Source organism: Agromyces sp. NPDC029043, from assembly GCF_055564615.1.
The window spans coordinates 1-26,857 of the sequence record NZ_JBVHVX010000030.1 but is presented as its reverse complement, the minus strand read 5'-3'; the positions used below and the strand labels follow the sequence as shown (position 1 = coordinate 26,857).

22 protein-coding genes and 4 pseudogenes are annotated in these 26,857 nt (G+C 60.4%); 8 read left to right on the top strand and 18 right to left on the bottom strand.

Features of this window, described 5'->3' with window-relative positions; translation table 11 throughout:
- On the top strand, positions 1 to 1,075 hold a 1,075-nt coding region (locus tag ACZ4TW_RS22795), incomplete at its 5' end, for a BtrH N-terminal domain-containing protein (RefSeq protein WP_465546646.1).
- 349 nt (positions 1,076 to 1,424) lie between these two features.
- On the opposite strand, the gene ACZ4TW_RS22790 is transcribed toward ACZ4TW_RS22795, so the two are convergent.
- The 6 genes from ACZ4TW_RS22790 to ACZ4TW_RS22765 all read right to left on the bottom strand — a co-directional run bounded on the left by ACZ4TW_RS22790 (position 1,425) and on the right by ACZ4TW_RS22765 (position 7,795).
- Complete coding sequence (locus ACZ4TW_RS22790; protein WP_010844918.1) at positions 1,425 to 2,078, bottom strand: TetR/AcrR family transcriptional regulator; 654 nt, start codon at positions 2,076 to 2,078, stop codon at positions 1,425 to 1,427.
- Between the two features lie 187 nt (positions 2,079 to 2,265).
- A complete protein-coding gene (locus tag ACZ4TW_RS22785; RefSeq protein ID WP_006369630.1) occupies positions 2,266 to 3,171 on the bottom strand; it encodes an alpha/beta fold hydrolase in 906 nt (301 codons plus the stop codon).
- Positions 3,161 to 4,231 (bottom strand): ferredoxin--NADP reductase, encoded by a 1,071-nt coding sequence (locus tag ACZ4TW_RS22780; protein WP_005195189.1) that lies wholly within the window; start codon positions 4,229 to 4,231, stop codon positions 3,161 to 3,163. The genes ACZ4TW_RS22785 and ACZ4TW_RS22780 overlap by 11 nt, the downstream gene beginning before the upstream one ends.
- Complete coding sequence (locus ACZ4TW_RS22775; RefSeq protein ID WP_465546643.1) at positions 4,228 to 5,061, bottom strand: SDR family NAD(P)-dependent oxidoreductase; 834 nt, start codon at positions 5,059 to 5,061, stop codon at positions 4,228 to 4,230. The genes ACZ4TW_RS22780 and ACZ4TW_RS22775 overlap by 4 nt, the downstream gene beginning before the upstream one ends.
- Before the next feature lie 83 nt (positions 5,062 to 5,144).
- Positions 5,145 to 6,665 carry a flavin-containing monooxygenase gene (locus ACZ4TW_RS22770; RefSeq protein WP_005195187.1) on the bottom strand — a complete coding sequence of 507 codons (1,521 nt, stop codon included), beginning with the start codon at positions 6,663 to 6,665 and terminating at the stop codon, positions 5,145 to 5,147.
- Positions 6,666 to 6,826: 161 nt separating this feature from the next.
- Entirely contained in the window at positions 6,827 to 7,795 is a 969-nt protein-coding gene (locus ACZ4TW_RS22765; RefSeq protein ID WP_005195186.1) for an AurF N-oxygenase family protein, read from the bottom strand.
- 133 nt (positions 7,796 to 7,928) lie between these two features.
- On the opposite strand from ACZ4TW_RS22765, the gene ACZ4TW_RS22760 reads away from it, so the two are divergent.
- Positions 7,929 to 8,267 carry a DUF4873 domain-containing protein gene (locus ACZ4TW_RS22760; RefSeq protein WP_005195185.1) on the top strand — a complete coding sequence of 113 codons (339 nt, stop codon included), beginning with the start codon at positions 7,929 to 7,931 and terminating at the stop codon, positions 8,265 to 8,267.
- A 79-nt stretch (positions 8,268 to 8,346) separates the two neighbouring features.
- Positions 8,347 to 11,436 carry an MMPL/RND family transporter gene (locus ACZ4TW_RS22755; RefSeq protein ID WP_026919817.1) on the top strand — a complete coding sequence of 1,030 codons (3,090 nt, stop codon included), beginning with the start codon at positions 8,347 to 8,349 and terminating at the stop codon, positions 11,434 to 11,436.
- Between the two features lie 192 nt (positions 11,437 to 11,628).
- Here the strand turns inward: ACZ4TW_RS22755 and ACZ4TW_RS22750 are convergent.
- Positions 11,629 to 11,799: pseudogene (locus tag ACZ4TW_RS22750) on the bottom strand (integrase core domain-containing protein); the annotation flags it as partial.
- On the opposite strand from ACZ4TW_RS22750, the pseudogene ACZ4TW_RS22745 reads away from it, so the two are divergent.
- Positions 11,792 to 12,763, top strand: a pseudogene (locus tag ACZ4TW_RS22745) (IS256 family transposase); the annotation flags it as partial. The pseudogenes ACZ4TW_RS22750 and ACZ4TW_RS22745 overlap by 8 nt on opposite strands.
- 131 nt (positions 12,764 to 12,894) lie before the next feature.
- Here ACZ4TW_RS22745 and ACZ4TW_RS22740 read toward each other — a convergent pair.
- The 11 genes from ACZ4TW_RS22740 to ACZ4TW_RS22690 form a co-directional block, all read right to left on the bottom strand.
- On the bottom strand, positions 12,895 to 13,056 hold the full coding sequence (locus ACZ4TW_RS22740) for a hypothetical protein (RefSeq protein WP_005195129.1): 162 nt from the start codon (positions 13,054 to 13,056) through the stop codon (positions 12,895 to 12,897).
- Positions 13,057 to 13,294: 238 nt separating this feature from the next.
- Positions 13,295 to 14,935: a long-chain fatty acid--CoA ligase gene (locus ACZ4TW_RS22735; protein ID WP_005195128.1), complete on the bottom strand. Its 1,641-nt coding sequence runs from the start codon at positions 14,933 to 14,935 to the stop codon at positions 13,295 to 13,297.
- 29 nt (positions 14,936 to 14,964) lie between these two features.
- On the bottom strand, positions 14,965 to 15,654 hold the full coding sequence (locus tag ACZ4TW_RS22730) for a hypothetical protein (RefSeq protein WP_005195127.1): 690 nt from the start codon (positions 15,652 to 15,654) through the stop codon (positions 14,965 to 14,967).
- 46 nt (positions 15,655 to 15,700) lie between these two features.
- Positions 15,701 to 16,657 carry an MlaD family protein gene (locus ACZ4TW_RS22725; protein WP_006369626.1) on the bottom strand — a complete coding sequence of 319 codons (957 nt, stop codon included), beginning with the start codon at positions 16,655 to 16,657 and terminating at the stop codon, positions 15,701 to 15,703.
- On the bottom strand, positions 16,654 to 17,694 hold the full coding sequence (locus ACZ4TW_RS22720; RefSeq protein WP_231386569.1) for an MlaD family protein: 1,041 nt from the start codon (positions 17,692 to 17,694) through the stop codon (positions 16,654 to 16,656). The genes ACZ4TW_RS22725 and ACZ4TW_RS22720 overlap by 4 nt, the downstream gene beginning before the upstream one ends.
- On the bottom strand, positions 17,694 to 18,740 hold the full coding sequence (locus tag ACZ4TW_RS22715; RefSeq protein WP_465546637.1) for an MlaD family protein: 1,047 nt from the start codon (positions 18,738 to 18,740) through the stop codon (positions 17,694 to 17,696). Before ACZ4TW_RS22715 ends, ACZ4TW_RS22720 begins: the two co-directional genes overlap by 1 nt.
- A gap of 8 nt (positions 18,741 to 18,748) precedes the next feature.
- Positions 18,749 to 19,744, bottom strand: coding sequence for an MlaD family protein (locus tag ACZ4TW_RS22710; protein WP_006369625.1), 996 nt, complete (start codon positions 19,742 to 19,744; stop codon positions 18,749 to 18,751).
- The gene (locus ACZ4TW_RS22705; RefSeq protein ID WP_006369624.1) at positions 19,741 to 20,754 is read right to left on the bottom strand and encodes an MlaD family protein; all 1,014 of its coding nucleotides are present in this window, start codon (positions 20,752 to 20,754) and stop codon (positions 19,741 to 19,743) included. Before ACZ4TW_RS22705 ends, ACZ4TW_RS22710 begins: the two co-directional genes overlap by 4 nt.
- On the bottom strand, positions 20,751 to 21,644 hold the full coding sequence (locus ACZ4TW_RS22700) for an MlaD family protein (RefSeq protein WP_231632834.1): 894 nt from the start codon (positions 21,642 to 21,644) through the stop codon (positions 20,751 to 20,753). Before ACZ4TW_RS22700 ends, ACZ4TW_RS22705 begins: the two co-directional genes overlap by 4 nt.
- A gap of 153 nt (positions 21,645 to 21,797) precedes the next feature.
- Positions 21,798 to 22,661 (bottom strand): ABC transporter permease, encoded by an 864-nt coding sequence (locus ACZ4TW_RS22695; protein ID WP_006369623.1) that lies wholly within the window; start codon positions 22,659 to 22,661, stop codon positions 21,798 to 21,800.
- 10 nt (positions 22,662 to 22,671) lie between these two features.
- Positions 22,672 to 23,406, bottom strand: coding sequence for an MlaE family ABC transporter permease (locus tag ACZ4TW_RS22690; RefSeq protein WP_005194985.1), 735 nt, complete (start codon positions 23,404 to 23,406; stop codon positions 22,672 to 22,674).
- Positions 23,407 to 23,662: 256 nt separating this feature from the next.
- Here ACZ4TW_RS22690 and ACZ4TW_RS22685 point away from each other — a divergent pair, with 256 nt between their 5' ends.
- The 4 genes and pseudogenes from ACZ4TW_RS22685 (at position 23,663) to ACZ4TW_RS22670 (ending at position 26,750) form a co-directional block, all read left to right on the top strand.
- Complete coding sequence (locus tag ACZ4TW_RS22685) at positions 23,663 to 24,139, top strand: PaaI family thioesterase (protein WP_005194983.1); 477 nt, start codon at positions 23,663 to 23,665, stop codon at positions 24,137 to 24,139.
- A 172-nt stretch (positions 24,140 to 24,311) separates the two neighbouring features.
- Positions 24,312 to 24,906 (top strand): annotated as a pseudogene (locus tag ACZ4TW_RS22680) (IS256 family transposase); the annotation flags it as partial.
- Between the two features lie 82 nt (positions 24,907 to 24,988).
- Positions 24,989 to 26,285, top strand: a pseudogene (gene istA / locus ACZ4TW_RS22675) (IS21 family transposase).
- Positions 26,286 to 26,291: 6 nt separating this feature from the next.
- A complete protein-coding gene (locus ACZ4TW_RS22670; protein ID WP_020169762.1) occupies positions 26,292 to 26,750 on the top strand; it encodes an ATP-binding protein in 459 nt (152 codons plus the stop codon).
- Positions 26,751 to 26,857: the final 107 nt, after the last annotated feature.

Genomic DNA, 26,857 nt, shown 5'->3' with positions numbered 1-26,857 from the left:
TAGGGAGACCATGACAATGTCCGAGTCATTGCTCGACACCTATCCACACCGAATGGGCGGCCATTGCGGCTCCAGCGCGATGCGCGACTTGATGGAGTGGTCGGGACTAGGCTTCGACGGGCCACCGAACGAGGGTCTGGTGTTCGCTCTGGGCGGAGCACTCTCGCTCACGTATGTTCGCACCGACGCCCTCGTGCCGCCGTTGTATCTGGTAGGACGTGGTCCTGACTTCGAGATGGACCTCCCCCGCCGTCTCGGCGCTACGGTGGAGGTCCGGTCCACCGACGATCCCCAGCTAGGGTGGGATCTCGTCCGCGACGAACTCGACCGCGGCCGGCCCGCGCTCGTGTGGGCCGAAATTGCTGAATTGCCCTACCTGCGCGTTCAGTTGCGCATGAGTCGCCACGATATCGTCATAGTGGGCTACGACAGCGACGCAGAAATCGCTTACGTCGCAGACAACGATCGCGTCGAAATTCAACAGGTTCCCTTCGACGCGCTGGCGCGAGCCCGACGCTCGATGACCTTCCCCGAGCCGACCCGACATACGCTCTTCCGCATTGACTGGCCCGAGGCGCTACCGTCAATCGCCGTCGTGGCTGCGGAGGCGTTCGCGCAATCTGCGGCATGCATGCGCGCGCCCGCAGGATCCACGATCGCCGGCCCTGTCGAACACTCGGGGACACACGGAATAGACGCAGCCCTAGCACTATCCTCTGACGTGGTGCTCTGGCATGAGCTGCCCTCCGACGTGCTCGAAGTCCACCTATTCAGTCTTGGTGCATTCATCGAGAAGGCAGGTACGGGTGGTGGCCTGTTCCGACGACTACTCGCGTGTGGCTGCGACGAGATCGCCCGACTGACCGGCGATGCTGCAACCAGCGACCTTGCCAGAGATGCTCACCGAGCGGCTGCAGCATGGACATCAGTCGCTCAGGCGGCCGTACACAAGGGCTCGACCGCTGCTACCCGGCTCGACCACGTCATCGAGGCCGCGGCGGTTCTAACTGACACTGAGTCGAGCCTTGCCACCTCACTGGACTCCGCCGCCAGATCCCTAAGGTCCGCCGTTTAGAAGAACTGCCAGCACCGCATCGGTGAGTGGCTGGCCCTAGCCCGGCCCTTTCGCATCTGGATCGACTGAGGTGGGTCGCTACCGGAGTCCGACGGGGTGAACCACGAGATCGTGGGCATCAGTTCCTACGAGTTGATTCGGTCCTACTGGTCGCGCCAGACCTGGGGCCTGACTGGCTCGCCGGCTTCATCACCGGGGGCGACGTGATGACACTAGATCAGGTGGTAGACGACGAGTCGTTCGACCCGCCCATCCGACACTTGGACAAGTGCTCCTCGCGATAAGGAACACAGTTGTGATCAAATACTGAGGGCGGAGACTGGGGCGGCACCGTCTCTCGCGAGCGGGATCAGTCTAGTCCGAGGCGAGTGGCGAACGCGGGGTCGCCGAAGGGTCTGTCTCTGCGGAAGCGAACGCCCACTGTGGCCGCAGCGCCGTCAATGATCCCCCACGACGTCTGATAAAGGTGCGCGGAGAACAGGTCCTTGCTCATTCCATTGAGCCGACCGTGATCGATCCACCATTGGGTAGCTGATAGGCCCGCCCCCAAGATGGAGGCCACTACGACGGCGACGAGGGACTCGTCGGCACCGACCGATTGGAGGCTACGGGCGAACTCGTCGGAAATAATATCCATTGCCGATCTCAGCTGATCCGCGGCCCCTCCCTCGCCGGACTCAGAATACTGAAACATGTGGTTCGTCATGAGGAAGCGGACGACCGCCGGATGCTCGTCGACCAATGACACGTATGCGGAGATCGCTGACCGGAAGAGCTCGTCGACGGAGTCCTGCTGTCCGGAGAGCAGAGTTGACTGTGCGGACTCCCACATCATCGAACCCAAACGTGCTGCCACAGCGGAATAGAGCCCAGCTCGGTCACCGAAATGGCGATAAAGCTTCGGCTTCGACGCCCCTGCCTCTTCCGCGAAGTCGTCCATGCTCACAGCGTCGCCAAACTTCTCGATCGCGCGTATTGCCGCGTCGACGAGTTCAGCCTTCACGATAGCGCGGTGGTCGTCCCAACGCGTGCTTCGTGCATCGCGCACACGACGTTGCACTTTCACCGGGGCTGCGGAGATTCGACGGACTACAGACATGACCCACCACGCTACCAGGATGGTTGACCGTCGCCCCAATAAGCACGTGGCGCACGCATGCAGTCGGCAGAGACATGGGTCGAAACGAGCTTCAAGCGGATCTGTCTAACCTGGCCACAGCTGAATTGAAGTCTTCAACGGCCTCTAGGTTGGACATGTGACCGACCTTGTCGAGAAGAGTGAATTCAAATAGAACGCCCTGCCGACCCAGTCGCGCTGCGAGATCCACCGAATGGGCCGCCGGGGTCAGTCTGTCGGCATCGCCCACGATGACCGCCGCCGGCACTGTCAGCGAGTCAACACCCCTGCTGACGTCGATTGTCGCCAAAACCGCACCCCACATCCCCCGCACCTGTGGTGGGCATCGCAACACGATGTCGGCGCACTCATCGATTACCTCGACAGTCGCGCCCGGGCCCAGGGTTCCGTAACGAATCAGGCGGCGAGACAAACGCGTGTCCTGCATCTCGGGTCCCGCGACCGCAAGACTAGCCGCGAAGGCCCGTTCAAGTCTCGGTCGTAGCTGGCGGGGAACTTTGAGTAACGTTGACCGATCCACCAACTGTGATGGCCCGGTGCTTGCCAGTACTACTCCGCGGGCCAGCTCCGACACCGAGGCTGGGTACTCAGCTGCCCAGCTCATGATGGACATACCTCCCATGCTGTGTCCGACCACGACAGCCTTGTCGGTGGGAGTGGCTACCGCCCGAACTACGGACTCCAAGTCATCGGCCAGAAGTCTCGCCGAGAACGGTACCCGGCCCCGGTCGCTCCACCCGTGTCCGCGTTGGTCGTAGACCACTACCCTATGCGTCGCCGCGAACTGTTCGATCTGTGGCCGCCAGAAACGCCCCTGACAGGCCCAGCCGTGACTAAAGACTAGAAGTGGAGCATCCCGGCCCGAGCCGAATTCCTGGGCGAACAACCTGGTTCCGTCGGAGGAGAGGACCTCGAGGTGCCGCGATCCTCGCGACTCGCTCGCTATCTCAGAGGTCATCAAAGCTCACCGTGACTGCATCCGTCAGCGGAAGTGCCTGACACGCAAGCCGTTCACCGTCGGCAATGTCATCTTCAACGAGGATGTGGTTTTGTGCCATTTCTACATCACCCTCAACCAGCTTGCATACGCACGCGCTGCAGGCCCCTTCTCGGCAGGAGTACGGGGCATTGTGACCTTGGGCCAATAGCACGTCGAGCAACGGAGTGTTGCGCGGCCACTCAGTCGTGATGGACTGCCCATTCAGATAGACCGTGGCGGTCGCCACACCATCGTCGTCACTGAGCTGACGCATCGTGGCTGTCTCGAATGGATCTCCGGTCAGTGACTGAAAGACTTCTCGATGTACCGAGGCGTGCTCAACACCGCAGGCCTCCGCCGACTTCTGAACCAGATCCATGAACGGCGCCGGACCACAGGTGTAGATCTGTGCACCGCGGTGCTCACGTATGGCGGATTCGACATCCTCAGGTGCCGGAATCCCCATAGCCGACTCCAACCAGTGGAAGACCGTGAAACGCTCGGGGAACTCGGAGGCGATCTGCGCCAGTTGGCCCTCGTACATGATCGACTCGGCATCGCGATTCGCGTAGAACAGTGTGACTTCGCCCCCGCCGCACACAAGCGCCGACTTAATCAGCGACAAGACCGGAGTGATCCCACTTCCTCCTGCAAAGAATAGAAAATCGACGTCGAGATTCTTAGCCGTGAAGTGCCCCGACGGCGGGAGGACGGTCAACTCCATTCCCGTCATCGCGTTGTCGCACAGCCAGTTCGATGCGTAACCGTTCTCCGTCCGCTTGATCCCGATCTCGAGACGGAAGTCCTCGACGTGAGGCGAGCTGCTCAACGAGTAGCATCGTGCGACATGACCGGTCCGATCAGATGGGATCTTCACGGTGATGAATTGCCCTGGGACATGCTTGAACTCCTCGACCATGGCATCGGGGATCTCGAACGAAATGGTGACGGAGTCTTTCGTTTCCTGGGTCACTTCTGAGACGCGCAAGGTGCGTGAGCGGGCTGCGGCAGCCGGACGTGCATCGGGTTCGACGGTCACTTGAGGATCCCCTGTCTACGTGCGACCGCGTAACCCGCCCGTGTCAGTGGCGCCGCGATGTCCTGGTAGCGGGGACCGATCACCCGTGCCACGAAGTCGAAACCGCGGGCGTCCGCACCGATCAACACTCGTGCCTTCTTCTTGTCCATACCTTTGAGGATTGTCGCCGCTGCTTTATCCGGGGTGCTTCGTGCGATCCTGTCGAACAGCGAGGCGACAGTCGCGGTGTCTGCCCCCATGGCGGAAACGCCTCGGGCATTGTTGACGATGTTGGTTTTTACACCCCCCGGGTGCACACATGTCACTGTGACCGGGTATCGACTGATTTTCATCTCCTGTCGGAGCGCCTCGGTGAAGCCTCTGACGCCGAATTTCGCGGCATTGTATGCGCTCTGGCTGGGGATTCCGATCAAGCCGAAGACGCTCGACGTGTTAATGAGATGTCCGTCCCCGGACGCGATCAGGTGAGGCAGAAACGCCTTCGACCCGTTAACGACTCCGCCAAAGTTGATGCCCATGAGCCAGTCGAAGTCTTCCCAGGTCATGTCGACCACGTCGACGCCCAAGGCCACGCCGGCGTTATTGAACACCATGTCGACGTGGCCCGACTCTGACCGCACTCCGTCGGCATAGTCCTGAAACGCACTGCGGTCCGCAACGTCTAGTACGGCGGCGGTTACCGTCGCCGCATACGTGGTGCGGCAAAGTTCTGCAGTCTCCTTCAAGTGCATCTCATCAATGTCGGACAGTGCCAGTGCGGCACCTCGCTCCGCCAACTGGAGTGCCAGAGACCGACCGATCCCTGACGCGGCACCGGTGATCACTGCCACCTTGCCTGTGTAATCATGCCGGTCAGAATTGCTCACTGTCGTCTCACCATTTCTACGAATCGTGTCTCTCCGTGCGTTCGGGCTCAGGCGATGTCGTACTCAGCGGGGTCGAAATCTTTTGTGGCGCGCCAGTACTGCCATGTGAAGCCCGGCCACACGGTCCGGTTGACGCCCTGCGAGTCGAGATACCAACTCGTGCAGCCGCCGTTGGTCCACACTCCCTTGGCCAGCTTCCGCTGGATGTCGGTGTTGAACTGTTCTTGCACGGACGGGCGTACGTCAACCTTCTCAGCGCCTCGGCTTTCTACTGTGTCGATGGCCTTCATGATGTATTTGATCTGTTGCTCGATCATGAACACCACTGAGTTGTGGCCGAGGCCCGTGTTGGGTCCGAGGAGGAAAAACAGGTTGGGAAAACCCTTGGTCGTGATGCCCAGGTGCGTGTTAATCCCCGTCTGATGCCAGTGGGACGGGAGATCCTCGCCAGTGGCACCTTTCAGGGCGAGCTGATCGAAACCATCAGTCACGTGAAAACCGGTCGCATAAATAATTACGTCGATGAGGTGCTCGACGCCGTCTGAGGTGATGATGGAATCAGCGGTGACCCTCTCAATCCGATCGCTGATGACGGTGGTGTTGGGCGCCGCAAGTGCAGGGTAATAGTCGTTTGACCCCAGAATTCGCTTACAGCCGATGCGATATGACGGGGTCAGTTTCTTGCGTAGTGCCGGATCAGAGATGGAGCGTTCAATGTTCCACCGAGCGACCCGTTCGATTGGCCGCATAAGGTTGGAGTGACCGTTGAGGCCGAAGGCTAGGCTCTCCGCACCCCAGTACACCGACCACCTGGCGATACGACGTGCAATCGGGAGTCTGCTCAGAAGAGTCCGCAGGGCCGGCGGAACGGTGAAATTCTTGCGGGGTAGGACCCAGGCAGGGGTTCGCTGGAAGACCTTGAGGGACATGGCCTCCTTCTGTACGAACGGCACAAACTGGATAGCGCTGGCACCAGTGCCGATCACGGCGACACGCTTGCCCTCCAGATCCACCGAATGATCCCACTGTGCGGAGTGAAACGCTTCGCCTTTAAAGTCCTCAATCCCCGAAATTTCGGGAAAATTGGGGATATGCAGCGCACCGACTCCTGAAACTACGAACTGAGCAATGTACTCACGTCCGGACTCAGTACGCAGGTGCCACCGCGACTCTGACTCGCTCCAGTATCCGGAAACCAACTTCTGACCGAAATGAATCTTTTGTGTCACGCCGCGCTTGTCCGCGACGTCTTGTAGATACCGCTCAATTTCTGGTTGTGACGACCACACCTTCGACCAGCTACCTCGACTTTCGAATGAGTACGAGTACATCAGCGACGGGACGTCACATGCACAGCCCGGATAGGTATTGTCGCGCCAGGTTCCACCGACGGAGCTTGCCTTCTCCAGGATTAGAAAGTCGCTGTACCCGCGACGTCTTAGCTGTGCGGCCATCCCGAGACCAGAGAACCCGCTTCCGATGATCAGAATCTTGGTCGAAATCGGGTCGTCGGTTGAGTCGGTTTTGGCGGCGGCGCGCGAGGCGCGCCGGGTAGTTGAAGATGCCATGTTTATGCTTTCTCCCTCGTGGGTTCGTTGGCACAACACATCACCTGCGCACAGTGGCAGCGGGTGATCTGTTGAGGCGGAAGTGATCGCGAAGCCATCGAGAATGCTCCGCACAGGTCTAACTGATGTCGACCGTGACGGCTCGGCCGCGTGAACGGAGATCAGCGGAGATCGTCGGGAAGGCTCCGCGTCGCGCGCCACATGGCCATTGTGAACTTGCCTTCCAGCATTCCCGCCTCATGGAAGAACCGAATCATGGGCTCCGACATGAACTGCAGGTTGGTCCGATAGTTTGGGCTGGTTTGTTGTGCCCATACGCCACGCCAGCGGCTAATTCCCACTGCGGGGTACACTTTCGGATTAATGAGCAGCGGGTACGCCAGGTTCGCGATGACGGCAAGCACCCCTCGGTGCCAAGCGCGCGTCGCCTTACGTCGACGCTGCATGCCTTCGATCATCTCCAGTCGCGCAAAGGTAATGTGACGGGCTTCCTCGAGGACATGGATCTTCATGAGCTGGCGAAGCTGAGGCTGCATACTTGGGTCGTTCATCGCCTCGCGCTGGGCGCGGTCCAGGATTTCCTCGATCAGCAGCGTGGCTCCGGACACCGACGGTCCGAGCGGGACGAAATGCAGGATCTTTGCGAAGCTCAAGAAGCCCTTAGGGAGCTTGTAAGGGGGCACGCCTGTTTTGTTAATGAGGCGCGCGAACATAGTGGAATGGCGGGACTCATCGCCGATTTCTGTTAGCGCGTATAGGGACTTCTGATCGGTTAGGGCCCCCTTTGCCGACATGCGCAGGAGCGCCGAACTCAAGAGGTTCTCTGCGTAGATGCCGAAACTGAGGATGCTCACGATCTCGTGGCGTCCCAGCTCGCGACGCTGCTCCTCGGTCATCTTGTTCCATAGTTTGGTGCCGTATAGCGACACCCGGTGCTCTGGCAGAAAGTACTTGCCTTCCTCCCAGGGCGACTCCCAGTCGATGTCGATCTCCGCGTCGTAGAACTTCTCCGCGGAAGACCGCAACAGACGACCTGCAGATCGTTCCATGTCGACGGGCTTGCGCCCGTTCACCCGGGCCATGCCCTCCTGTGAAAAGTCGGGCTTGATATGGGCATCCTGCACGGTCATGTCTTCTCCTCGGTCGTTCAAGGCTGGGAGTCGGGGCCTGGCGCCCAGTACCCATTACTCGCAGTATCTGGTACTGCTAGTATCCACGAACCGCGTTATTTGTCAACGCTCAATGCGAAGAAGGTAGGGCTGCATGTCTGACGACCATGACCTCGACTACTCCGGCGAAGGAACCCTGGTGTGCCGTGGGACGGAGATCCATGTCGAAGCGAAAATAAGAGGTTATTTCCAGCCGCTGAACGGCTTATACACCTGGTATGGCCGGATTCAGAAGAATGATGAGCTCGACGGGCTCCTGAAAGGCGCCCGCGCGATCGCTGTATTTACGACCGCTGAGGGGCGGGCGGAGTGTGTCGTCGGGGATCCCGACTTCTGGGGCCGATACCGCATCTCAGGTAAGAGCACCCCCCCATACCACCTGCCCACCACTCTCGAGGAGGTCGAAGACATGGCCGAGCACCACCACAAGTGACAATCATCCACCGCACGGACGTTCGCCAGACGGATCCGAACGATTGGGTCGCCCACTTCAGGTCGAGAGGATATTGCACATGGTGAGTTCGTCTCCCATTCGAACCCGCTCGTCGAGAGGGGGCGAGAAACTCGGCGAATACAGTCCGACCCTTGAGCGGGTTGCATGGTTTACCCTCCGCCGCAAAGGGATTGTGACGCTGGTTTGGCTCGGTGCCGCTATCGGCTTAGGCCTTCTCTTTCCTCAACTGGAGTCAGTGGTACGGGAACAATCTGTGGATCCGATCCCGGCCGGAGTCCCGTCTTTTCAGACCTTGGACCGTATGGGCGCCTCTTTCGACGAGCGCGGCGCCAAGACCACCGTATTCGTTGTGATGGAGAACAGTGCAGGCCTGTCCGACAACACCCGCGATCGATACCACGTGCTTGTCGACACCCTGCGGGCGGACGACAAGCACGTCATCGCCGTCCGAGACCTGCTGAGCGATCCCCTCACTGCGAGTCAGGCTCTCAGCAAAGACAAGCAAGCCTGGTATCTGCCCGTGGGAGTGACCGGCACACTCGGGGGACCCGATACCGCGGAGGCGGTCGCAGCGGTACGCGACACCGCGGAGAGAATCTTTCGCGACACTGAGACGAGAGTCCGTGTGACAGGCCCACCCGCGACCTTTAGCGACCAACTCGCCGTGGGCGAGTCGGATCTGGTCCTGATCACTGTCGCCACCGTGCTGCTGATCGCCGTGATCCTCCTCGTCGTCTACCGTTCGGTGTTCACCGCGCTGATGCCGCTGCTTGTCGTGGGCATGAGTTTGGCCGTGGGTCGCGGAGTTCTATCTGGACTAGGCGAGCTGGGCATGCCGGTATCCCAGTTCACCTCGATGTTCATGACCGTCATCATCTTCGGTGCCGGAGTTGACTATTCGGTGTTCCTCATCAGCCGCTATCATGAGGGTATTCGAGCAGGCAACTCTCCTGATGCCGCTATTGCCCACGCGAATGCAACTATCGGCCGCGTGGTTCTCGCATCGGCGGGCACTGTGGCCCTAGCCTTCCTGGCTATGGCCTTCGCCAAGCTCAGTGTGTTCAACACTTTGGGGCCGGCCTGCGCAATCGCCATAGCATTCGCATTCTTGGCGACGGTGACATTGTTGCCCCCCGTGCTCTCCTTCGCTGCCAAGAGAGGGGCCGGCCTTCCCCGCCGTGACCTGACGCGGGATTACTGGAGAAGAGTCGGAGTCATGGTTATCCGGCGGCCGGTCCCTCTGCTCGCGATCAGTGTAGTCGCGTTGATTGGCCTCGCCCTGGTCGCCGCAACAATCCAGATCACCTACGACGATCGAGAGGGGCAGCCAACTGACACAGGGAGCAACGAAGGCTACGCGCTGCTCAACCGCCACTTTCCGAAAGACATCATTATCTCGGAATTCTTGGTGGTGGAGTCCGAGAACGACATGCGCACGGCTCAAGGCCTTGCCGACCTCGACCAGTTGGCATCCCGCGTCGCGCAGATTCCCGGCGTGACCAGGGTCATTGGCGTGACGCGGCCAACCGGTGAGAAGCTGCAGCAGGCGCAATTGTCTTGGCAGAACGATCAGATCGGTACCAAGATCACCGAGGAGACCGGAGATGTACAGGCCCGCAAGGGTGATCTGGCCGTCCTGAAGACCGGATCAGAGCAGCTCGCCGGAGGCCTGGCACTGCTAGAAGACCAGATCTCATCCAATCTCGCTCCGCTGTCGGGGTTGCTAGACGAGGTGTCGTCATTTGGCCCACAACTCGATGAGTACCGGCCGTTGGTGAACCAACTCGCGAGCGCCGCCCCAACGCTTCGACAGTTCTCCCAGCGAGCGCCTGAGCTGTCTCAACTCGCACGTCGGGCCCAGTCTGCGGCAGACGCGGTCGCGCCAGCGTTGTCCGCATTGGAAGCTCCGTGGTGTCAGCAGATCGCGCAGTGCTCGGCACTGCGCGCGCAAACGGCCGACATCCGGGCACTCGCGGATGATCAGTCGCTCGCGAGGGTGGCTAACTTTGCCGCGCAACTCGGCCGCGTGAGTGCGCCAGGCTCTACCGACATGGCACAGCTGCAGCGTTCTCTTCAAACGCTGAATTCTGCACTACAGACCATCGGTGGACAGGACCTCGGGAACAGGGTCTCGCAACTCGAGTCCGGCGTCGGCGCACTCGCCGACGGCGCACGTCAGTTGTCGAACGGAGTCGGGGCTTTGGTGGACAGCAACGTTCAGCTACTCGGTGGACTAGCACAGGTCGCCGCACAGCTTCGGGCTCCCGCCCGCGAGATCGGCGATTCTGATTCGGCAACCGGCTTCTATCTCCCCGCGGATGCGTTCAAGGACCAGCAGTTCAGTCAGGTCGCTCGACAGTTCATCTCGCCCGACGGGAAAACCGTGCGCTATGCGGTACAGACCTCCTACGACCCATACTCTGCCGATGCAATGACGCTGGCGAACGAGCTGTCTAGCGTCGCCGAGAACGCGATGCCGAACACCACTCTGGAGGGCGGACGTGCTTCGGTCGCGGGCTTTCCTGCGATCAATGCCGACGTCCAGCGGTTGTTGTCGTACGATTTCAAACTGCTTGGCATAGCCACACTTCTCATCGTGGGTCTGATCCTGATGCTGTTGTTGCGGGCCGTCGTTGCACCGGTCTATCTCCTTGCAACCGTCGTCTTGAACTATATGGCGGCTCTTGGTATCGGTGTGCTCGTACTTCAACACATCCTCGGTGCCGGGATCGCCTGGCCAGCTCCACTGGTGTCGTTCATCGTCTTGGTGGCGGTGGGCGCTGACTACAACATGCTGCTGGTCTCACGCCTGAGAGAGGAGACGAGAGCGAGCGTGCGGGTCGGAGTAATGCGTACCGTCGCCTACACCGGTTCGGTGATCACCTCGGCCGGGTTGATCTTCGCAGCCAGCATGTTCGGGCTGATGGTCGGCTCCATCGATGTGATGGTGCAAATCGGGTTCATCATCGGTGTCGGTTTGCTGCTCGACACGTTCCTGGTGCGGACCTTAGTAGTCCCGGCACTAGCGGTGCTGCTGGGCACTGCAAGCTGGTGGCCGGGTGACATCGACCGCTTCCGGCGCGCCCTGGGACCATCGCAAAAGACACGCGGACGGACCCATGGGGATCTGACAAGCGTCGGTCCCTGAACTTCCCGACCATCCCGTCAACAGGTAAGGATCGGCATAGGGCATGACGCGGCACGGTCGCTCGTGATAGACGAATTGCGTCCGTACAACGCTAGACGGTATGGGTGACTCCACGGCGATGTGTTGGGGGTTGCGGGCCGGAGCCTCACGCACAGGGACTGAACGACCCGAGGTTTTGTGCCGCCTCCATTGTGGGCTGGTCCTCGGGCCGAGGCCAGAGTAGTGGAGCGTTTCGAACTCGGTCGGGGGGATCTGGCCGATACTCGAGTGCAGCCTGCTGTTGTTGTACCAGTCGACCCAACCAGCGGCCGCGAACTCGACGTCGGAGACGGTCTTGTACGGGCTGGAGTGGAAGATCGTGGTCCCGCTGTACGCCGGCGGCATGACGTTGCGCGATATCCAACACCATTTGGCCGCCACGATCGGCACCGATCTCTCGCACGAGACGATCTCCAAGATCTGCGACGAGGTCCTCGACGCGGTCGACGAATGGCAGAACCGGCCGCTGGAGCCGTTGTATCCCGTCATCTACCTTGATGCCCTGGTGGTGAACGTCAAAGACAGTTCTCATGTTCGAAACAAGCACGCCCACATCGCTATTGGCGTCGACATGGCCGGCGTCAAGCATGTGCTGGGAATCTGGATACAGGCCGAAGAAGGCGCCAAGTTCTGGGCCGGGGTGTGTGCGAATCTGGCCAACCGCGGCGTCAAGGACGTGCTGATCGTGTGCTGTGACGGGCTCACCGGATTCCCCGAAGCAATCGAGGCGACCTGGCCGCTGGCCACCGTGCAAACCTGTGTGGTGCATCTGATCCGCAACTCGATGCGGTTCGTGAACCACAAAGACCGCAAAGACGTGGCCCGGGCGATCAAACCGATCTACACCGCCCCCGACGCCGAGACCGCCCGCCGCGAGTGGGAAGCCTTCCGCGACTCGGAACTAGGCGCCAAATATCCGAGTGCGGCAATGGCTTTCGACCGAGCCTGGGATCGGTTCATCCCCTTCCTGGCATTCCCGCCCGAGCTGCGCAAAGTCATCTACACCACCAACTCGATCGAGTCATTGAACTACCAGCTCCGCAAGGTCATCAAGAACCGCGGACATTTCCCCAACGACATCGCGGTCCGCAAACTCTTGTGGCTGGCCATCTGCGACATCGAAGACAAACGAGCCGCTCAACGCCTCAAAGAACGCGGGACCAGGCGGTCACAGCCCCGTAAGGCCCTCGGACGACTGGTCGAGGGACAGGTCGTCACCAACTGGAAACAGGCCCTCGGACAACTCGCACTGGCCTACCCCGACCGGATCGAACCCCACCTCAGCTAGACCCCACAGACCACAAGAAAATCAGGAGTCACGTTCTTACACAGACATCTTGACAAGCTCTCGAGCCCCCGCGCACCAAGAGACCGCCCCGCGGCAGAAGCCACGGGGCGGTGTGTTCTTCTGTGAAGCGCTCAAGCGGTAGCTTCGTCTGATCCGGACTCGATCGATCCGGTGACCAGTTCGCCGACGATGTCGGTAATGATTGCGCCCACGATAGCCTCGGCCATGATGGTGGCCCCTTCGATGTTGTGTGCTGATGACTGCGAATGTGGAGCGCTGGCTGCGATGTCCACCTCGCAAACTCTACGACGCTCGATAAAACGGCGCCCAACGAACGATGAGTGAGAGATGAATGGCCGCGCAATTCCCAGTGACGGTTCTGTCTTTCCCACCGGGGCCATCGGGCAGACGGATCGCTCCAATAAATACGTGCCCACCGAACGCTGAGGACGTTCGGTGGGCACATCTGTGCCTTACCTCGGCGGTGTCCTATCTCGGCCAGTGCGGACGCGAAGCCGACCCCGTGCGGCGCTAGTTCGATACAACCGGCAGCTCGCCCTGCTCATGCTTCGCGCGCAACACCTTCTTGTCGAACTTGCCCACGCTCGTCCGTGGTATCTGCTCCATGAACGTCCAGTTGTTCGGGATCCACCAGTGCGGGATCTCCTCCGGGCAATTTCTTAGGCACCACTCGTGGAGCGTGTCAGCCGACACTTCGCGACCCGGTGCCGGAACCACAACAGCGAGAGCTGTCTCCTGCCATCGGGGGTCGGGCATCGCGACAACCGCGGCCTCGGCGACATCCGGGTGCGACATGATCCAGTTCTCGAGCTCCACTGACGAGATCCATTCGCCCCCGGACTTGATGACGTCCTTGGACCGGTCGGTCAGCGTCAGATACCCGTCCGGACTGATGTGTCCCACGTCGCCGGTCCGCAACCAGCCATCCCGAAACCTCTCGGTGTCCTCGAGTCGGTAGTAGCTGCCTGTGACCCACGGACCCCGCACTTCGAGTTCACCGACGGACTTGTCGTCACGGGGAACAGGCAGGCCGCCCTCGTCGATGAGGCGCATCTCCACCCCGCAAATTGCCCGTCCCTGTCGCTTGCGGTAAGATATTTCCTTTGCGGGGCTGATCCCGGCGGGAGGCCGACCTACCGCTGCAAGCGGGGACGTCTCAGTCATACCCCACGCCTGAATAATCTGTACGCCGAAGCGGTCCGCAAACCCCTCGATCAACGACTGCGGGACGGGAGCTCCACCACAGGCGACAAGGTCGATCGATGACAAGTCGACACCCGGATTCGCGATACCGTACTGAAGAAGATCGTTCCAGATTGTCGGTACTGCTCCTGCCTTCGTGGGGCGATGTTGTTGGATCATGTCAGCGAGCGGCGCTGCTTGAAGGTATCGATCAGGCATCAGCAAGTCCGCGCCGGCCATCAGCGACGCGTAGGGCAGACCCCAGGCGCTGGCATGAAACATCGGCACGACGGGAAGTACACGATCGGCTTCTGCGATCGCCAGAGCGTTACCGGTACACGCTGCCATGGAGTGCAGAAACACCGAGCGATGACTGTAGACAACCCCCTTGGGATCGCCTGTAGTGCCGCTCGTATAACACATACCCGCAGCCGACCGCTCGTCGGGATCGACCCAAGAGAACACTGGGGATTCCGCTGCGAGCGCGTCATGATATCGCATCACGGTCACGCCGTGCCCGTCGAGCGGGGAGGTGTCGCCGTCGCCGGTAACGAACACAACCCGAACCGTCGCCAAGCCCGGTAGGACCGCCGCCAACAACGGAACCAGCGACCCGTCCACGATAATGACCTTGTCTTCGGCGTGGTTCGCGATGAACTGCAGCTGAGCCGGTGACAACCGGATGTTCAGCGTATGCAGCACCGCGCCCATCGCGGGTACCGCAGCGTACGCTTCGAGGTGCTCCTGGTTGTTCCACAGCATCGTTGCCACGCGGTCGTCGCCGACCACGCCGACCCGACGCAGAGCATTCGCCAGACGTGCGCATCGCTCTTCAAGATCGCCGTAGGTCGCATACCGGGCAGAGCCGTTCACGGAATAGGTAATCACCTGCCTAACAGTGTGATTGGTTGCGACGTGGCGCAGTATCGATGACACTGTCATCGGCACCTCCTGCATGGTGCTTTTCATCTAACTCTCCTTTCGCGGCGGACGCTGGATCATTCGGCAGGTCCGTAATCCTGGATCTGCCAGCCGTTATCGGTCTTCAGCACGACGACTTTCAACAGTGTGGGGAGTTCGCTCGGCTGAGGGTTCTGAACATTCTGGGTCTTCTGGGTGGCGAAGACCAGCACCGTGTATTCCCCCCGGTTCTCGCTGGCGCTGCCGGTGACGCTGGTCGCCAGTACGCGTCCCGCCGCTTGGACCTTGGCCTGTTTCATGATTTGGGTCAGGGTGGGTTCGACATCGTCGTATCGCTTGACCAACGCATCGCTGGCATTCTCTTTCACTTCGGTAAAGAATGCGTCGGTGTTTTGGTAGCTGTACGTGAGCGACTTTGTGGTGTAGTCCGATGCTGCCTGCGCTGCCTGCGCTCGTTGTGTGGCGGCGTCCTCCAGGGACGTCTTTGCTTGCCGCATGTCAATGTAGAGGTAAGCAAAGAGCCCGGCCAGCACCGCGAGTACTACCACGAGAGCACCGACGGCCACCACCTGGAGGCGTGCTGATCCCCAGCGCTGCTCGGCCTCGGACGTCGGGGGGCTTGCCTCGTCCGAGGCGGAAACGTCCTGTGACGTCGCAGGTTCTGTGGCACTAGTGGCGTCGCCGCGGTCTGCCTTATCGGAAGCCGTAGTCAGCTCATTTTCGGTGCCGCTGTCCTCGGATTCTGATCCGTTGTCGTGTGCGGTCATTTGCTGCCTTCTGTAAATGCTGGGGTAGGGGGGGAGACATCGGGCGTCAGCGGGGTGATGGTGTGACGGCGATCGGGATTTGCGCCTGTCCCCGATGGGACGCGGGGACTGTTCGCGCCAGGAGATCACCGATCGATCCGAAGTCGACGTATGTGTCTGCGACTTTCGCCGTCGCCGGTTTGACCGCGCGGGTGATGGCGACAATGTCGGGCTGAAGTATCTGGATGTAACCGCTGAGCTTTTCCACTAGCTTCAGGATTGGTGGCCATTTGTCGTAGGACGTAGAGGTGAAAACGATGAACGCACGTTGGATTCTCGCCAAACCGTCGACGGCATCCGGGGTCCGGACCGACGCGGTACTGAGCACACCGCCCACGTTCGACATGAGGCCCAGGAGGAACTCGGCATTGTCCGCGGTGGTACGGACCGCACCGTCGTCACCGACGAAGTCCACGAGGCGGTGCATCATGTCTCCGATCGTGTCGAGGTCCTTTTGCCGGCCGTCGACTGCAGCCGAGATCGTTTCGTTGATGGTCTGAATCGATGCTGGATCGAGCGCGTCGGCCACTGCCGACATTTTCGGGAGCACCTGGGGAACGGATTGGGACACGTGGATGGCGCTGGCGGGCACTAGGTCCCCACTACGCAAGTACTCACTGGTGGTGGTATCCGGTGGGATGAAGTTGATGTATTGCTCTCCCGCGACCGAGAGGTTCTGGATCGTCATGACACTGCCGCGAGGGATCTTGTAGCCGGAGTCGATGGACATGTCGACGGCGAGCTGATTATCTGTGACGCGAATAGATGTCACCTTGCCCGCCGGCACCCCCTCTAGCATCACCGGCGATGTGTCGAGCAGGCCGCCCGAGCTCTTGAGTATGGCCGAGATCGTGTAGTCGGAGCGGAACGGGTTTATTCGTGCCACGTCGATGGTCAGGTATGTTGCTCCGACGAGGAAGACGACGACAAGGGCAACCAGGGATACGACGGTGCTGCGGATCATGGCATCATTCCGATCGCTCGCAATACGTTAATGAACGACCCGGCATCACGTCGGGCTAGATCTTGGCCGTCGATAGACACGTCGGAAACGTTGATATCTGGCGAGCTGACGAATGGGATGAGCTTCTCGCGTATTACACGCGTCGCCTTGTCGGAAACATCCTTGGAGTAGATGTCCGAGTACGCGATGGACGCGATTACCGGCGCGATCGCTCCTACCGTTTCCTTGATGCGGGAATACTCAGGGTCGACGATACGGCCGGCAGATACTGCGAAGTCGCGCAGGTTGGCGATAAGTAGCGCGACGTCAATTAGCGAATAGCCCAGACCATAGAAGTTCACTCCCCCCTTGGTCAACATTCGGTCAGTACCTGACGGGTCGGCCAGGATCACTTTCAGTGTGCGATCGGCCGACTGCAGGACTACGTCGAGTTTGTCGGTGTTGGCGGACACCTCAGACACGGTGCGCAACGTCGTGCGGTAAAGCGTATCGAATTGGGCGGGGTCACTCGGAAAGGTCGAGTTCAGTGTCGATATCGCGGTATGGATTTTATCGAGTTCACCCCCGCCCAGTACATTAGCCATCCCCCGCATCACGTCCTCGACGTTGGCAGCCGGTTCGGTGCGTGAGAGAGGTATTACCGATCCCGCGTGCAGCAAGGCTTGGGTGGACTGCTGTGCGGGGGGAAGGATGGCCACATAAATCTCGCCCAGGAGAGTGTCTTGGCGGAGTTCCGCGCGCGAATCTTCCTGCAGTTGGGCGTCTTTATCAATTCGGGCGGCAACCAGCGCGTGGCCTCCGTCGTACGTGACGCTGGTGACGGCACCGACGTCAATCCCTCGAGAGAGGACTTTGGCACGGGCAGGCAAGTTCAGAGCACTCGTGAACTCGATCTCGATGTCGTAGCCGTCTCGGGCGGATGATCCGCCGATGGTCGGCGGGTTGTCGGCGTTGATGCTGCAGGCGGCGAGGGCGATGGTCGCTGCGAACAGCGTCACGATCGCGGCCGTGACACGGCGAAGGTAGCCGTAGGTCATCATTGAGATTGCCCTCCGATCAAGTTAGCGATCGTCGCCACTTCGTTACCCGTCCTGCAGACGCCGTTGACGGGGGGAGAGGCACACGCCGTTCTTAGGGTCTGCAGTGGGACAGACACGGCGAATGCCCGCAGGATCGACTTCGCATCCGGATGCTTGACGATGAGGTCAGCCGTTCGAGCGGCGACGGTCGCCAGGATGTTCTCTTGCTTGCCTACTTGCGCGAGGAGTGGAACCGCAGCATCACCAATTGCGAAGATCGGTGGACCGAAGTCGGACGCCAATCGCGACAGGATGGGGACGAAGGTACCTGCGTACTCTGTTGCGGCGCCGAATGTTTGACCGAAAGCAACAATCACCTCGATTGCGCCGACGAAGTTGTCGAACAGCTGGGTCACCTCAGCACTGTTCTCGGTGGCAACACCGGTTAAGGTCGCGAGGTTGGCTACAATTCTGCGTATCTGACCATCACGCCGGGTCGGATCGTTGATCAGCGTGGCCGAGTCCTTGAGAATGCCAGAGATATCGCCCTGGGTTCCCTCCATGTTCTTGGAGACGAGCGTGAGCGCCTGGAGAATCGCATCGGTGTCACGTCCGCCGTCCTTGACGAGTTCATCGGAAAGAGTGCTGATCGCGTCGAGCGTTTGACTAATCCCCAGTGGAGTCCTGGTTTTGTTCAGTGGTATGCACTTGGCCGACTCGTAATGCTCTCCGCCGCGATAGGGATGGGTGAACTCGATTTGTCTTTCGGTGACAATCGAGGTGGACACCAGGGTGGCCCCCACATCCGCGGGAAGCGGCACGGTCTTGTCGATCCGCATGTCGACACGCACGCCCCTCTGGCCCTCCTCGTGAATGCCTACGACCCTGCCCACCTTCTTGCCGAGCATCGCGACGGAGTTGCCTTCGTACAGACCTGATGCGTCGGAAAACTCCGCACATAGTGGCCGCGTGTCGTCGTCGGCTGTCGCATAGTTGATTCCTACGGCCGCGATCACTACTGCGAGTGTGACGATGGTGGCGATCGGGATCAGATGCTGACGCATCCGCTCTGTCAGCATTTTTGATCACCACTCGGGATGCAGATGCGGACAGTCGGTTCAGGACTCGCTGGACCGACCTCTGGAGCGTCGAGAAGAATGCTCAGTCGTCTGGTGATCTGATCGACCTGGGTCAGCGCGTTTGCGTAGGCGGGCATCTGGGCCGACACCTTGTTCAGAAGGGTCTTGAACTGTTGTACCGATGGTTCTATTCCGTCGCGGTACGCGACAAGCGGTCGGGTCAGTAGCTTGAAAAGACGGCGCAGATAATCGAATCCGTTCTGGACGTTGGCGATGTCTGGTCCAAGGGTGCGGGCAAGGAAGCTGAGCTGGCGGAGGAAGTCCACGAGTACCTGCTTGCGGTTTGCGAGGGCGGCGACGTACTCATCGGACAACGTCATCGTCTTGTCGAGTTGTGCGTACTGACGTTGCAGTAGGTCCATCAGGCTGCTCGCGTTTTGCAGGGCATCAGGGATATTGGTGTTTCCGTCGGAGAAAGCATTCTGTAGCAGCGCCGCTGTGCGCCGTAGATCAACACCACGCACGTCACGGAACACCGGTGTGGTTGTCTCAAGCGTGCTGGAAATGTCGTAGGTGCTGCTTGTCTGCTCCAGTGGGATTGCACCGTCGAGGGCCGACGGGCCTGAACCTGGGTCGAGGTCCAATACACGTCCACCAATAGGGGTGATGAGACGGACGTTCGCCGTCGCGTCCGACCGAACGGCAATCGAGTCATCCAGCCGGAATCGCACGGTGATGAACGTTCCGGTCAGGTCGACTGACGCGACCTTGCCTTTCCTGATCCCGGCGATACGTACCTGGTCGCCGGCTTCCAATCCGCCGGTATTGACTAACTTGGCACTGTAGCTAGTTTGTCCGGGCGGTGAGATGTACACAGCACCCGCCACGACGAGGCCGGCCACCGTGACCATCGTAACGACTCCCGCCAGGATGAGGTCGCGCCGACGCTGCGGGCGGTGATGCGGACGCTTATCGAAGAAGCGGGTCACTGGCACACCACCAGTCGTTGACCCATCAGGGCGATCTGCGCTGTTCTCGGTAGGTCGAGCACTCCTCGGGCGCACCCTGCCGCCGAGGACGAAGGTGTCGCTTTGGATGTAGTTTCCAGGGCGTCCAGGAGTGGCTTCAGGAGAACGGCACCGTTCAGTAAGCTTTCTGTATCCCCTGGCTCCCGCACCAATCTCTGATAAATGGCCGCGAAGCTGGTGTCGTAGGTCGACTCGATCTGCTCACCGGAGAGCACAGTCTTCGCCATCGAACGGTTGACCTCCCGCAGCGAGGCCCTCAGGCGATCGCTCACGCGGCTGAACGCATCGACGATTGACCCCAATTTGTCTATCAACTCGACCAGTTCGGCGGAGCGCCCCATCAACTGATCAGACACCTGTCCCAGGCTCGTCACAATGTTGGTGATGATCTCTGAACGCTGGTTCCCGTACTCGGTGATGTTCGCGACTTGCTTCATGACTGGTGCGATACCTCGACCGTCCCCCTGGGCGACCCGTAGCAGGTTCGACTGAAGCTCATTGATCTCGGCCGTATTCAATGTATCGAATACTGGTTTGAAACTGTTGAATAGTGTCGATACGTCGAACGACGGGACGGTCTTGTTGAGTGCCACCTGTGTGATCGACTCCTGGTCGGCGCCTTGTCCGGCATTGATGAGCTCCACATACCGCTGCCCCAGCAGGTTTTGGTAACGGACGGCGGCAGTCGTCGCGGGGGTAATCGAGACGCCGTCGTCCAGTTGGAAACGGACGATCGCTGTTGATCCCTTCAGGTCGACAGCCGTTACATATCCCACCTTCACTCCAGCGAGTCGTACCCCGTCGCGGGGCTTGAGTCCGGAAGCGTCGGCAAAAACCGCGGAATGCTGCGAACTGGAGGATCCTTCGTTGGTCGGCTGCAGAATCGCGATGATGACATACGTAAGGACGCCGATGACAGCGGTGAACGCGGTGATCTTAATGATTGTGGGTGTCAGAGACCTCAGAGTCATCCCGTGGGCCCCCCCATTCTCAATGCGCTTTGTAGAGCAGGTGAGGTCTGGACCACCAGTGCTAGCTGGAGCTGGACTCGGTCGCCGAATTTCGGCAAGGCTTTGTCGATGCCATCGAGGATCTGCGGGATCGTGTACACCGTGCGAACGAGCCCCGAGGCGGATCTGGCGACGGGCCGCGCTAGATCAAGGCCGACGTCTAACAGCGAACTCAGGGCCGGGTAATTCTTGTCGAGCAGTCCGCCGAGTGCACCGAACAGAACCTTTCCCGTGTCGCCGAGATTGCTTTTCGTGCGATCGATGTTCTGTTGAGTGGCGAAAAAGTCAGCGATATCGACGTTCTTCAAGACGCCAGGGACGAACGGCGTCATGAAGTCGGCGACTCCGGTGGACAGATTGGCTGCAATTTCTAGGTCCTCCCCGACCGGCCGTTTCTGGACATCCCGCGTGAGCTTCGCGATCTGGAATACGAGTTTTCCGCTATCAGACATTGCCTGCGAATCCTCGACGATGAACCTCACCACCGCTTCGAACGAGGGCTGGTCCAGTGCCTCGACCAGCGTGGAGATCTTGCGAACAAGTGTTGACACCGAGGTCTGTTCAGACTGCAACCTGCTTACGTAGACACTCCCGCCGGAACCGATGGGCGGTCCGTGTCCAGGATCTACGATTTCCAGTGCCGTCGGTCCCAGTGCGTTTGCCGAAGTGTAATTCACCGTCATGCCCTGCCGGAGATCTAGGTCGTTGCCGGAACCGGTGAAGTTGATTTTGACCGTCGCGCCACGGTCTCGAACCGAGATGCTCGAGACCTCGCCCACGGTGAACCCAAGGTACTTCACTTCCGATCCCCCCTTCAATCCGTCGCCTATCGCGTCGGTGTTGATGGTCAACGACGTGTGATCGCTGAAGTCACCGTTAGCGTCACTTATCAGTAAGTAGGCAGCTATCGCGCCGAGGATTAAGAGGGCGACCCCCCGAAGGACCAGGTTCCCGTGCGATGGTTCGCGCCCGGACGGATCATGAAAGACAGCCACTGAACCCCCCTACCCAGAAATCCGTACGCCGGAATCGAATCCCCACATCAGAAGTGTCAGAATCATGTCCTCCACGACGATGACGATGAGGCTCGTGCGGATCGCTCGGCCGGACGCCCGGCCTACCCCCTCAGCTCCGCCTGTGGCGAAGTAGCCCTGATAGCTATGGATAATCACTACGGAAACGACAAATACAAGAACTTTGATGAGCGAGAAGATAAGGTCCTGAGGTTTGAGGAACTGGTCGAAATAGAAATCATAAGTGCCGCCGGATTGGCCGTGTACCTGTGTGACGACGAGCTTAGCGGCCGCGAATCCGAGAATAAGCGCGATGATGTACAAAGGAATCACGGTCGTGATCGACGCCACTACGCGAGTGCTGACGACGAAGGGAATGGGACGTACCGCCATAGCCTCGAGAGCGTCGATCTCCTCGGAAATGCGCATCGAGCCTATCTCAGCTGTCAACCGGCAGCCGGCTTGTGCTGCGAACCCGATCGCAGCGATCATTGGCGCAAGCTCTCGGGTGTTAGCGTAGGAAGAGATGAATCCAGTCAGTGAACCCATCCCTACGAGGTCCAGCGAGGCGTAACCCTGGATACCGATTGAGGCGCCGACGGCGATGCCGAGGATGGCGAGGACGATGGCCGTTCCACCACCGACCAAGACTGCACCTCTACCCCAGGCGAATTCTTGTATGTAGAGCAGGGTTTGGCGCCGGTATGTGGTGATGACATGGCGGATGCCGAGGACCGCGGCGATCACAAAGGTCGCGACGTGCCCCAAGCGTTCAGGTACTTGTGCAACGGGCGCGATCACGGCACCGACCGGCCGGGTGGCGGCGGAGAACCTCCGGGAGGGAACGGTGGTCACGAGGCGTTTCTCATCCAATGGTTTGGGGGACGAACATGGTTGTTAGTTGCGTGATAAAGACATTGATCACGAAGCACGCGACGACACCCAGCACTACGGTGGCATTGACCGAGGTTGCGACGCCTTTAGGGCCGCCCTTCGTCGACAGCCCGCGGTGACAAGCAATCGTCACCACGACAAGTCCGAACACAAGCGATTTGCATAGAGCGACAACGATGTCGGTTACCGATGCGAACGACGCGAACGATGCAACATAGCTGCCGGGTGTGATGCCTTGGACATCGACGCTGATGGCGTAGCCCGCCAGCAGCCCGGTGAAGACGATCAGCATGCAGAGCATCGGCGCAGTGATCAACACAGATACGAACCGAGGTGCTACGACGCGCCTGGTGGGGTTGAGTCCGAGTGTCTCCATGGCGGCAATTTCTTCGCGAATCGTTCGAGCGCCCAAATCAGAGGCAATCGCTGATCCGGCCGCGCCCCCGAGTAGAAGGGCGGTAACGATGGGCGCTCCCTGTTGAATGATCCCGAGGCCCCCAGCGGCGCCAGCAATTGACGTGGCCCCAACTTGCTGAGTGAGGCTTCCCACTTGTACCGACACGATGACACCGAATGGCACAGCTACCAGAATCGCGGGCAGAGTCGTCACGACAATAACGAACCAAGTCTGCGATACGGCTTCGCGAAACGGAAACCGTCCCGTAGCAATGTCTACCGCTACCCACCGCAGGGCCTGGCCAGCCAAGCCGAGGGTGCTACCGAAAGTGGCGGCGCCGTCCAGGAAACGGTTGGCGCCGGTCCGAGTGGTGATGGACCTCTCCTTCCCTCGTACACGGGGTATGCGCCGCTTAATGCTGGTGCGCGTTATGGACGGTACCAGGTACTGGCAGTATTACCTATAGTGTTTACAGAAAGACCGTGTCGGGACCTGCTCCCACACCTCATCGACCCCCGCACCCTGTTTGAGTAGGTGGCGGCTTAGTAAGGACAACGATCAGAAGATGACCTCAGAAGCAAGACTGCCGGCGCACTCGTCCCAGTGCATGGGCTGCGGAAGCGAAAACCCCCACGGACTTCAACTTGAGGTCTACCGGAGTGGCGAGCGGGTGTACGCCGATCACACCTTCGACGAGAGGCACCTTGGCGCGCCCGGGTTGGCGCACGGCGGAGCGATCTCGGCCGCTTGCGACGACATCATGGGTTTCACCCTGTGGATCGCGCGGACCCCCGCGGTGACCCGCACCCTGACCGTCGAATACCGTCAGCCGGTCCCTCTGCACACTCCCATTCGCCTCTCTGCTTGGATTGACCACGAGTCGGATCGCCTACTGCACATCGCGGCCGTTGGATCGTTCGATGATCGAACGTATTTCACCTCTAGCGGTGTCTTCGTCAAGGTCGACGTCGCTCATTTTCGACGGTATGCCGACCTATCAACAATCGATGACTTCTTCGCCAACTTCACGCGTACAGACTGACGCCGCAGGGGGGACTGTCGCTGATTCGGTGTAAGTGGTTTGATCGCCCCCGGCGTGGGGCAGGAGGAATCACGACGATGACCGACACAGTCGAGGGCGTGGATGCCCTGGTGGCAGGGCCAGTTGAGACTGGTCAAGAACACGATGTCACCACCGCGGATGAGGTGCGTGAGTGAGTAGCCGGCCGATCTACGCCGCGATCGGGGTTGATCTCGATGGGCACAAAGACATCCTCGGCATGTGGGCTGGCGACGGCGGCAGCGAGTCGGCCACGTTCCGGCGGGCGGTGCTCACCGACCTCAAGAACCGGGGTGCCAGGGGCATCTTCTCCCTTGTCTGTGACGGCTTGAAAGGGTCGCCCGACAGTGTGTCCGCCGCGTTTCCGTTGGCCACGGTACAGACGTGCATCATCCATTTGATCCGGAACACCTTCAAGTACGCCTCCCGCAAGTATAGGGACAAGATCAGCGCCGATCTCAGACCGATCTACACCGCGCTGACCGCCGCTGAGGCCCGGCTGCGATGGGAGGAATTCGCTGAGAAGTGGGGCACGCCGTACCCGGCGATCGTGACCCTGTGGGAGAGTGCGTGGGAGGAGTTCATCCCGTTCCTTGACAACGACGTCGAAATTCGACGAGTGTTGTGCTCCACCAACGCTATCGAAAGTCTCAACGCCCCGCTAGCGGCGTGCGGTGCGCGCTCGAGGGCACTTCCCGAACGAGCAGTCCGCACTCAAAACGCTCTACCTGGTGACGCGGTCGTTGGATCGATCCCGAAGGGTATGTTGACGGCGCCTGAAAACTGACCCCCTGACGACGGGTGAATTTTGACCCCCGTCTTGTTAGGAGGGTGATTTCAGTGGAGCAGTGGGCGGAGATCCGCCGTTTGCATCGCAGTGAGGGTGTGCCGATCAAGGAGATCGCGCCGGTTGGGGGTGGCCCGTAACACGGTGCGGGCGGCGTTGGCCTCAGACACCGCGCCGAAGTACTCGCGACCGGCGAAGGGCTCGGTGGTCGATGCGTTCGAACCGCAGATCCGGGCGTTGTTGCGGGAGTATCCGACGATGCCGGCGACGGTGATCGCGGAGCGGATCGGGTGGACGAGATCGTTGACTGTCCTCAAAGACCGGGTCCGGGTGATTCGCCCGGAGTTTCGTGGGGTAGATCCGGCCGATCGGGTGATCTATGAGCCCGGCGGCTGTTCGCAGTGGGATCTGTGGTTCCCGGACTACCGAATCCCAGTGGGCCACAATCAATTCGCCATGTTACCGGTATTGGTGATGACATTGGCGTTCTCCCGATACCGGTCGGCGGTGATGATCCCGTCGCGCCAGGGCGGAGACATCCTGACGGGGATGTGGCTGCTGCTGTCGCAACTGGGCGCGGTGACCCGCAAGCTGGTGTGGGACCGCGAAGCCGCGATCGGCCCCAAGGGCACACCCACCGCGCTGGCCGCAGGATTCGTGGGCACCTTGGGCACTCGGCTGGAGCTGGCGCCACCGCGAGACCCCGAGTACAAGGGCATGGTCGAACGCAACAACCGATTCTTCGAGACCTCGTTCCTGCCGGGCCGCCAGTTCGCCTCACCGGACGATTTCACCGCCCAGTTCGATCGGTGGCTGGCCGATCATGCCAACACCCGAGTGGTGCGCGCGATCGGTGATCGACGCCCGTGTGATGCGCTCGCCGAGGACCTCGAGCAGATGGCCGGGCTTCCCCCGACCGCACCTCATATCGGGTTGAGTAGCCGGGTGCGACTCGGTCGCGACTACTACGTACGTGTGGCCGGCAATGACTATTCGGTGCACCCGTCGGTGATCGGTCGCTTCGTCGACATCACCGCCGACCTGCAGCAGGTGCGCATCCAGTGCGGCGAGGTCACCGTCGCCGACCACGCTCGCAGCTGGGCCAACCACGTCACCATCGCCGACCCTCAGCACGTGCGGGCAGCCAAAGAACTGCGCCGCGACTACCGCCGCCAAGACCTCGCCAACCGGGCCCGAAACGCCGCCCGCATCCGCGCCCACCCCGACGGCCACGAGGTACCGATCCGGGCGCTACCAGACTACGACGACCTGTTCGGGGTGCACTTTGCTACCCCGTCAGGTGCTCAACCACCCACCCCGTCCACTATCACTGAAAGGTGAAATACCATGTCCGACAATCACACAGGTAAGCAGATCGAGTTCGCGGCGCGGGCGTTGAAGATGCCAGCGATCCGCCGCTGCTGGGCCGAGTTGGCCGAGCGGGCCCGCACCGACAACTGGACCCACGAGGAGTACCTCGCAGCGATCCTTGACCGCCAGGTCAGTGAACGCGAAGCCAACGGCACCGTGCTGCGGATCAGTGGCGCTCGCTTCCCCGCGGTCAAGACACTCGAGGACTTCAACTTCGACCGCCTTCCAGGATTGCGTCGCGATGTTATCGCCCATCTGGCCACCAGCACCTGGATCGCCAAGAGCGACAACGTGATCCTTCTCGGACCACCTGGAGTGGGTAAGACCCACCTCGCGATCGCGCTCGGGATCAAAGCCGCGCACAACGCCTACCCTGTGCTCTTCGACACCACCACCGGATGGGTCACCCGCCTTGAGGTTCCCCCCGAACCGTAGAGGCATCGATAATGAGGAGCACGATGCCAGAGAAGCGGAAGAAGTACGACCGGGAGTTTCGTGATGGGGCGGTCCGGATCGTCGAGGAGACAGGTAAGCCGATCGCC

Excerpts from the sequence above, each read along its gene's own strand:
- ACZ4TW_RS22670 (WP_020169762.1), top strand. The coding sequence starts at position 26,292 with ATGTCCGACAATCACACAGGTAAGCAGATCGAGTTCGCGGCGCGGGCG.
- ACZ4TW_RS22735 (WP_005195128.1), bottom strand. The coding sequence starts at position 14,935 with ATGAAAAGCACCATGCAGGAGGTGCCGATGACAGTGTCATCGATACTG.
- ACZ4TW_RS22705 (WP_006369624.1), bottom strand. The coding sequence starts at position 20,754 with ATGACTCTGAGGTCTCTGACACCCACAATCATTAAGATCACCGCGTTC.
- ACZ4TW_RS22785 (WP_006369630.1), bottom strand. The coding sequence starts at position 3,171 with ATGACCTCTGAGATAGCGAGCGAGTCGCGAGGATCGCGGCACCTCGAG.
- ACZ4TW_RS22685 (WP_005194983.1), top strand. The coding sequence starts at position 23,663 with ATGACCTCAGAAGCAAGACTGCCGGCGCACTCGTCCCAGTGCATGGGC.
- ACZ4TW_RS22770 (WP_005195187.1), bottom strand. The coding sequence starts at position 6,665 with ATGGCATCTTCAACTACCCGGCGCGCCTCGCGCGCCGCCGCCAAAACC.
- ACZ4TW_RS22730 (WP_005195127.1), bottom strand. The coding sequence starts at position 15,654 with ATGACCGCACACGACAACGGATCAGAATCCGAGGACAGCGGCACCGAA.
- ACZ4TW_RS22715 (WP_465546637.1), bottom strand. The coding sequence starts at position 18,740 with ATGCGTCAGCATCTGATCCCGATCGCCACCATCGTCACACTCGCAGTA.
- ACZ4TW_RS22765 (WP_005195186.1), bottom strand. The coding sequence starts at position 7,795 with ATGACCGTGCAGGATGCCCATATCAAGCCCGACTTTTCACAGGAGGGC.
- ACZ4TW_RS22725 (WP_006369626.1), bottom strand. The coding sequence starts at position 16,657 with ATGATCCGCAGCACCGTCGTATCCCTGGTTGCCCTTGTCGTCGTCTTC.
- ACZ4TW_RS22755 (WP_026919817.1), top strand. The coding sequence starts at position 8,347 with ATGGTGAGTTCGTCTCCCATTCGAACCCGCTCGTCGAGAGGGGGCGAG.
- ACZ4TW_RS22720 (WP_231386569.1), bottom strand. The coding sequence starts at position 17,694 with ATGACCTACGGCTACCTTCGCCGTGTCACGGCCGCGATCGTGACGCTG.
- ACZ4TW_RS22760 (WP_005195185.1), top strand. The coding sequence starts at position 7,929 with ATGTCTGACGACCATGACCTCGACTACTCCGGCGAAGGAACCCTGGTG.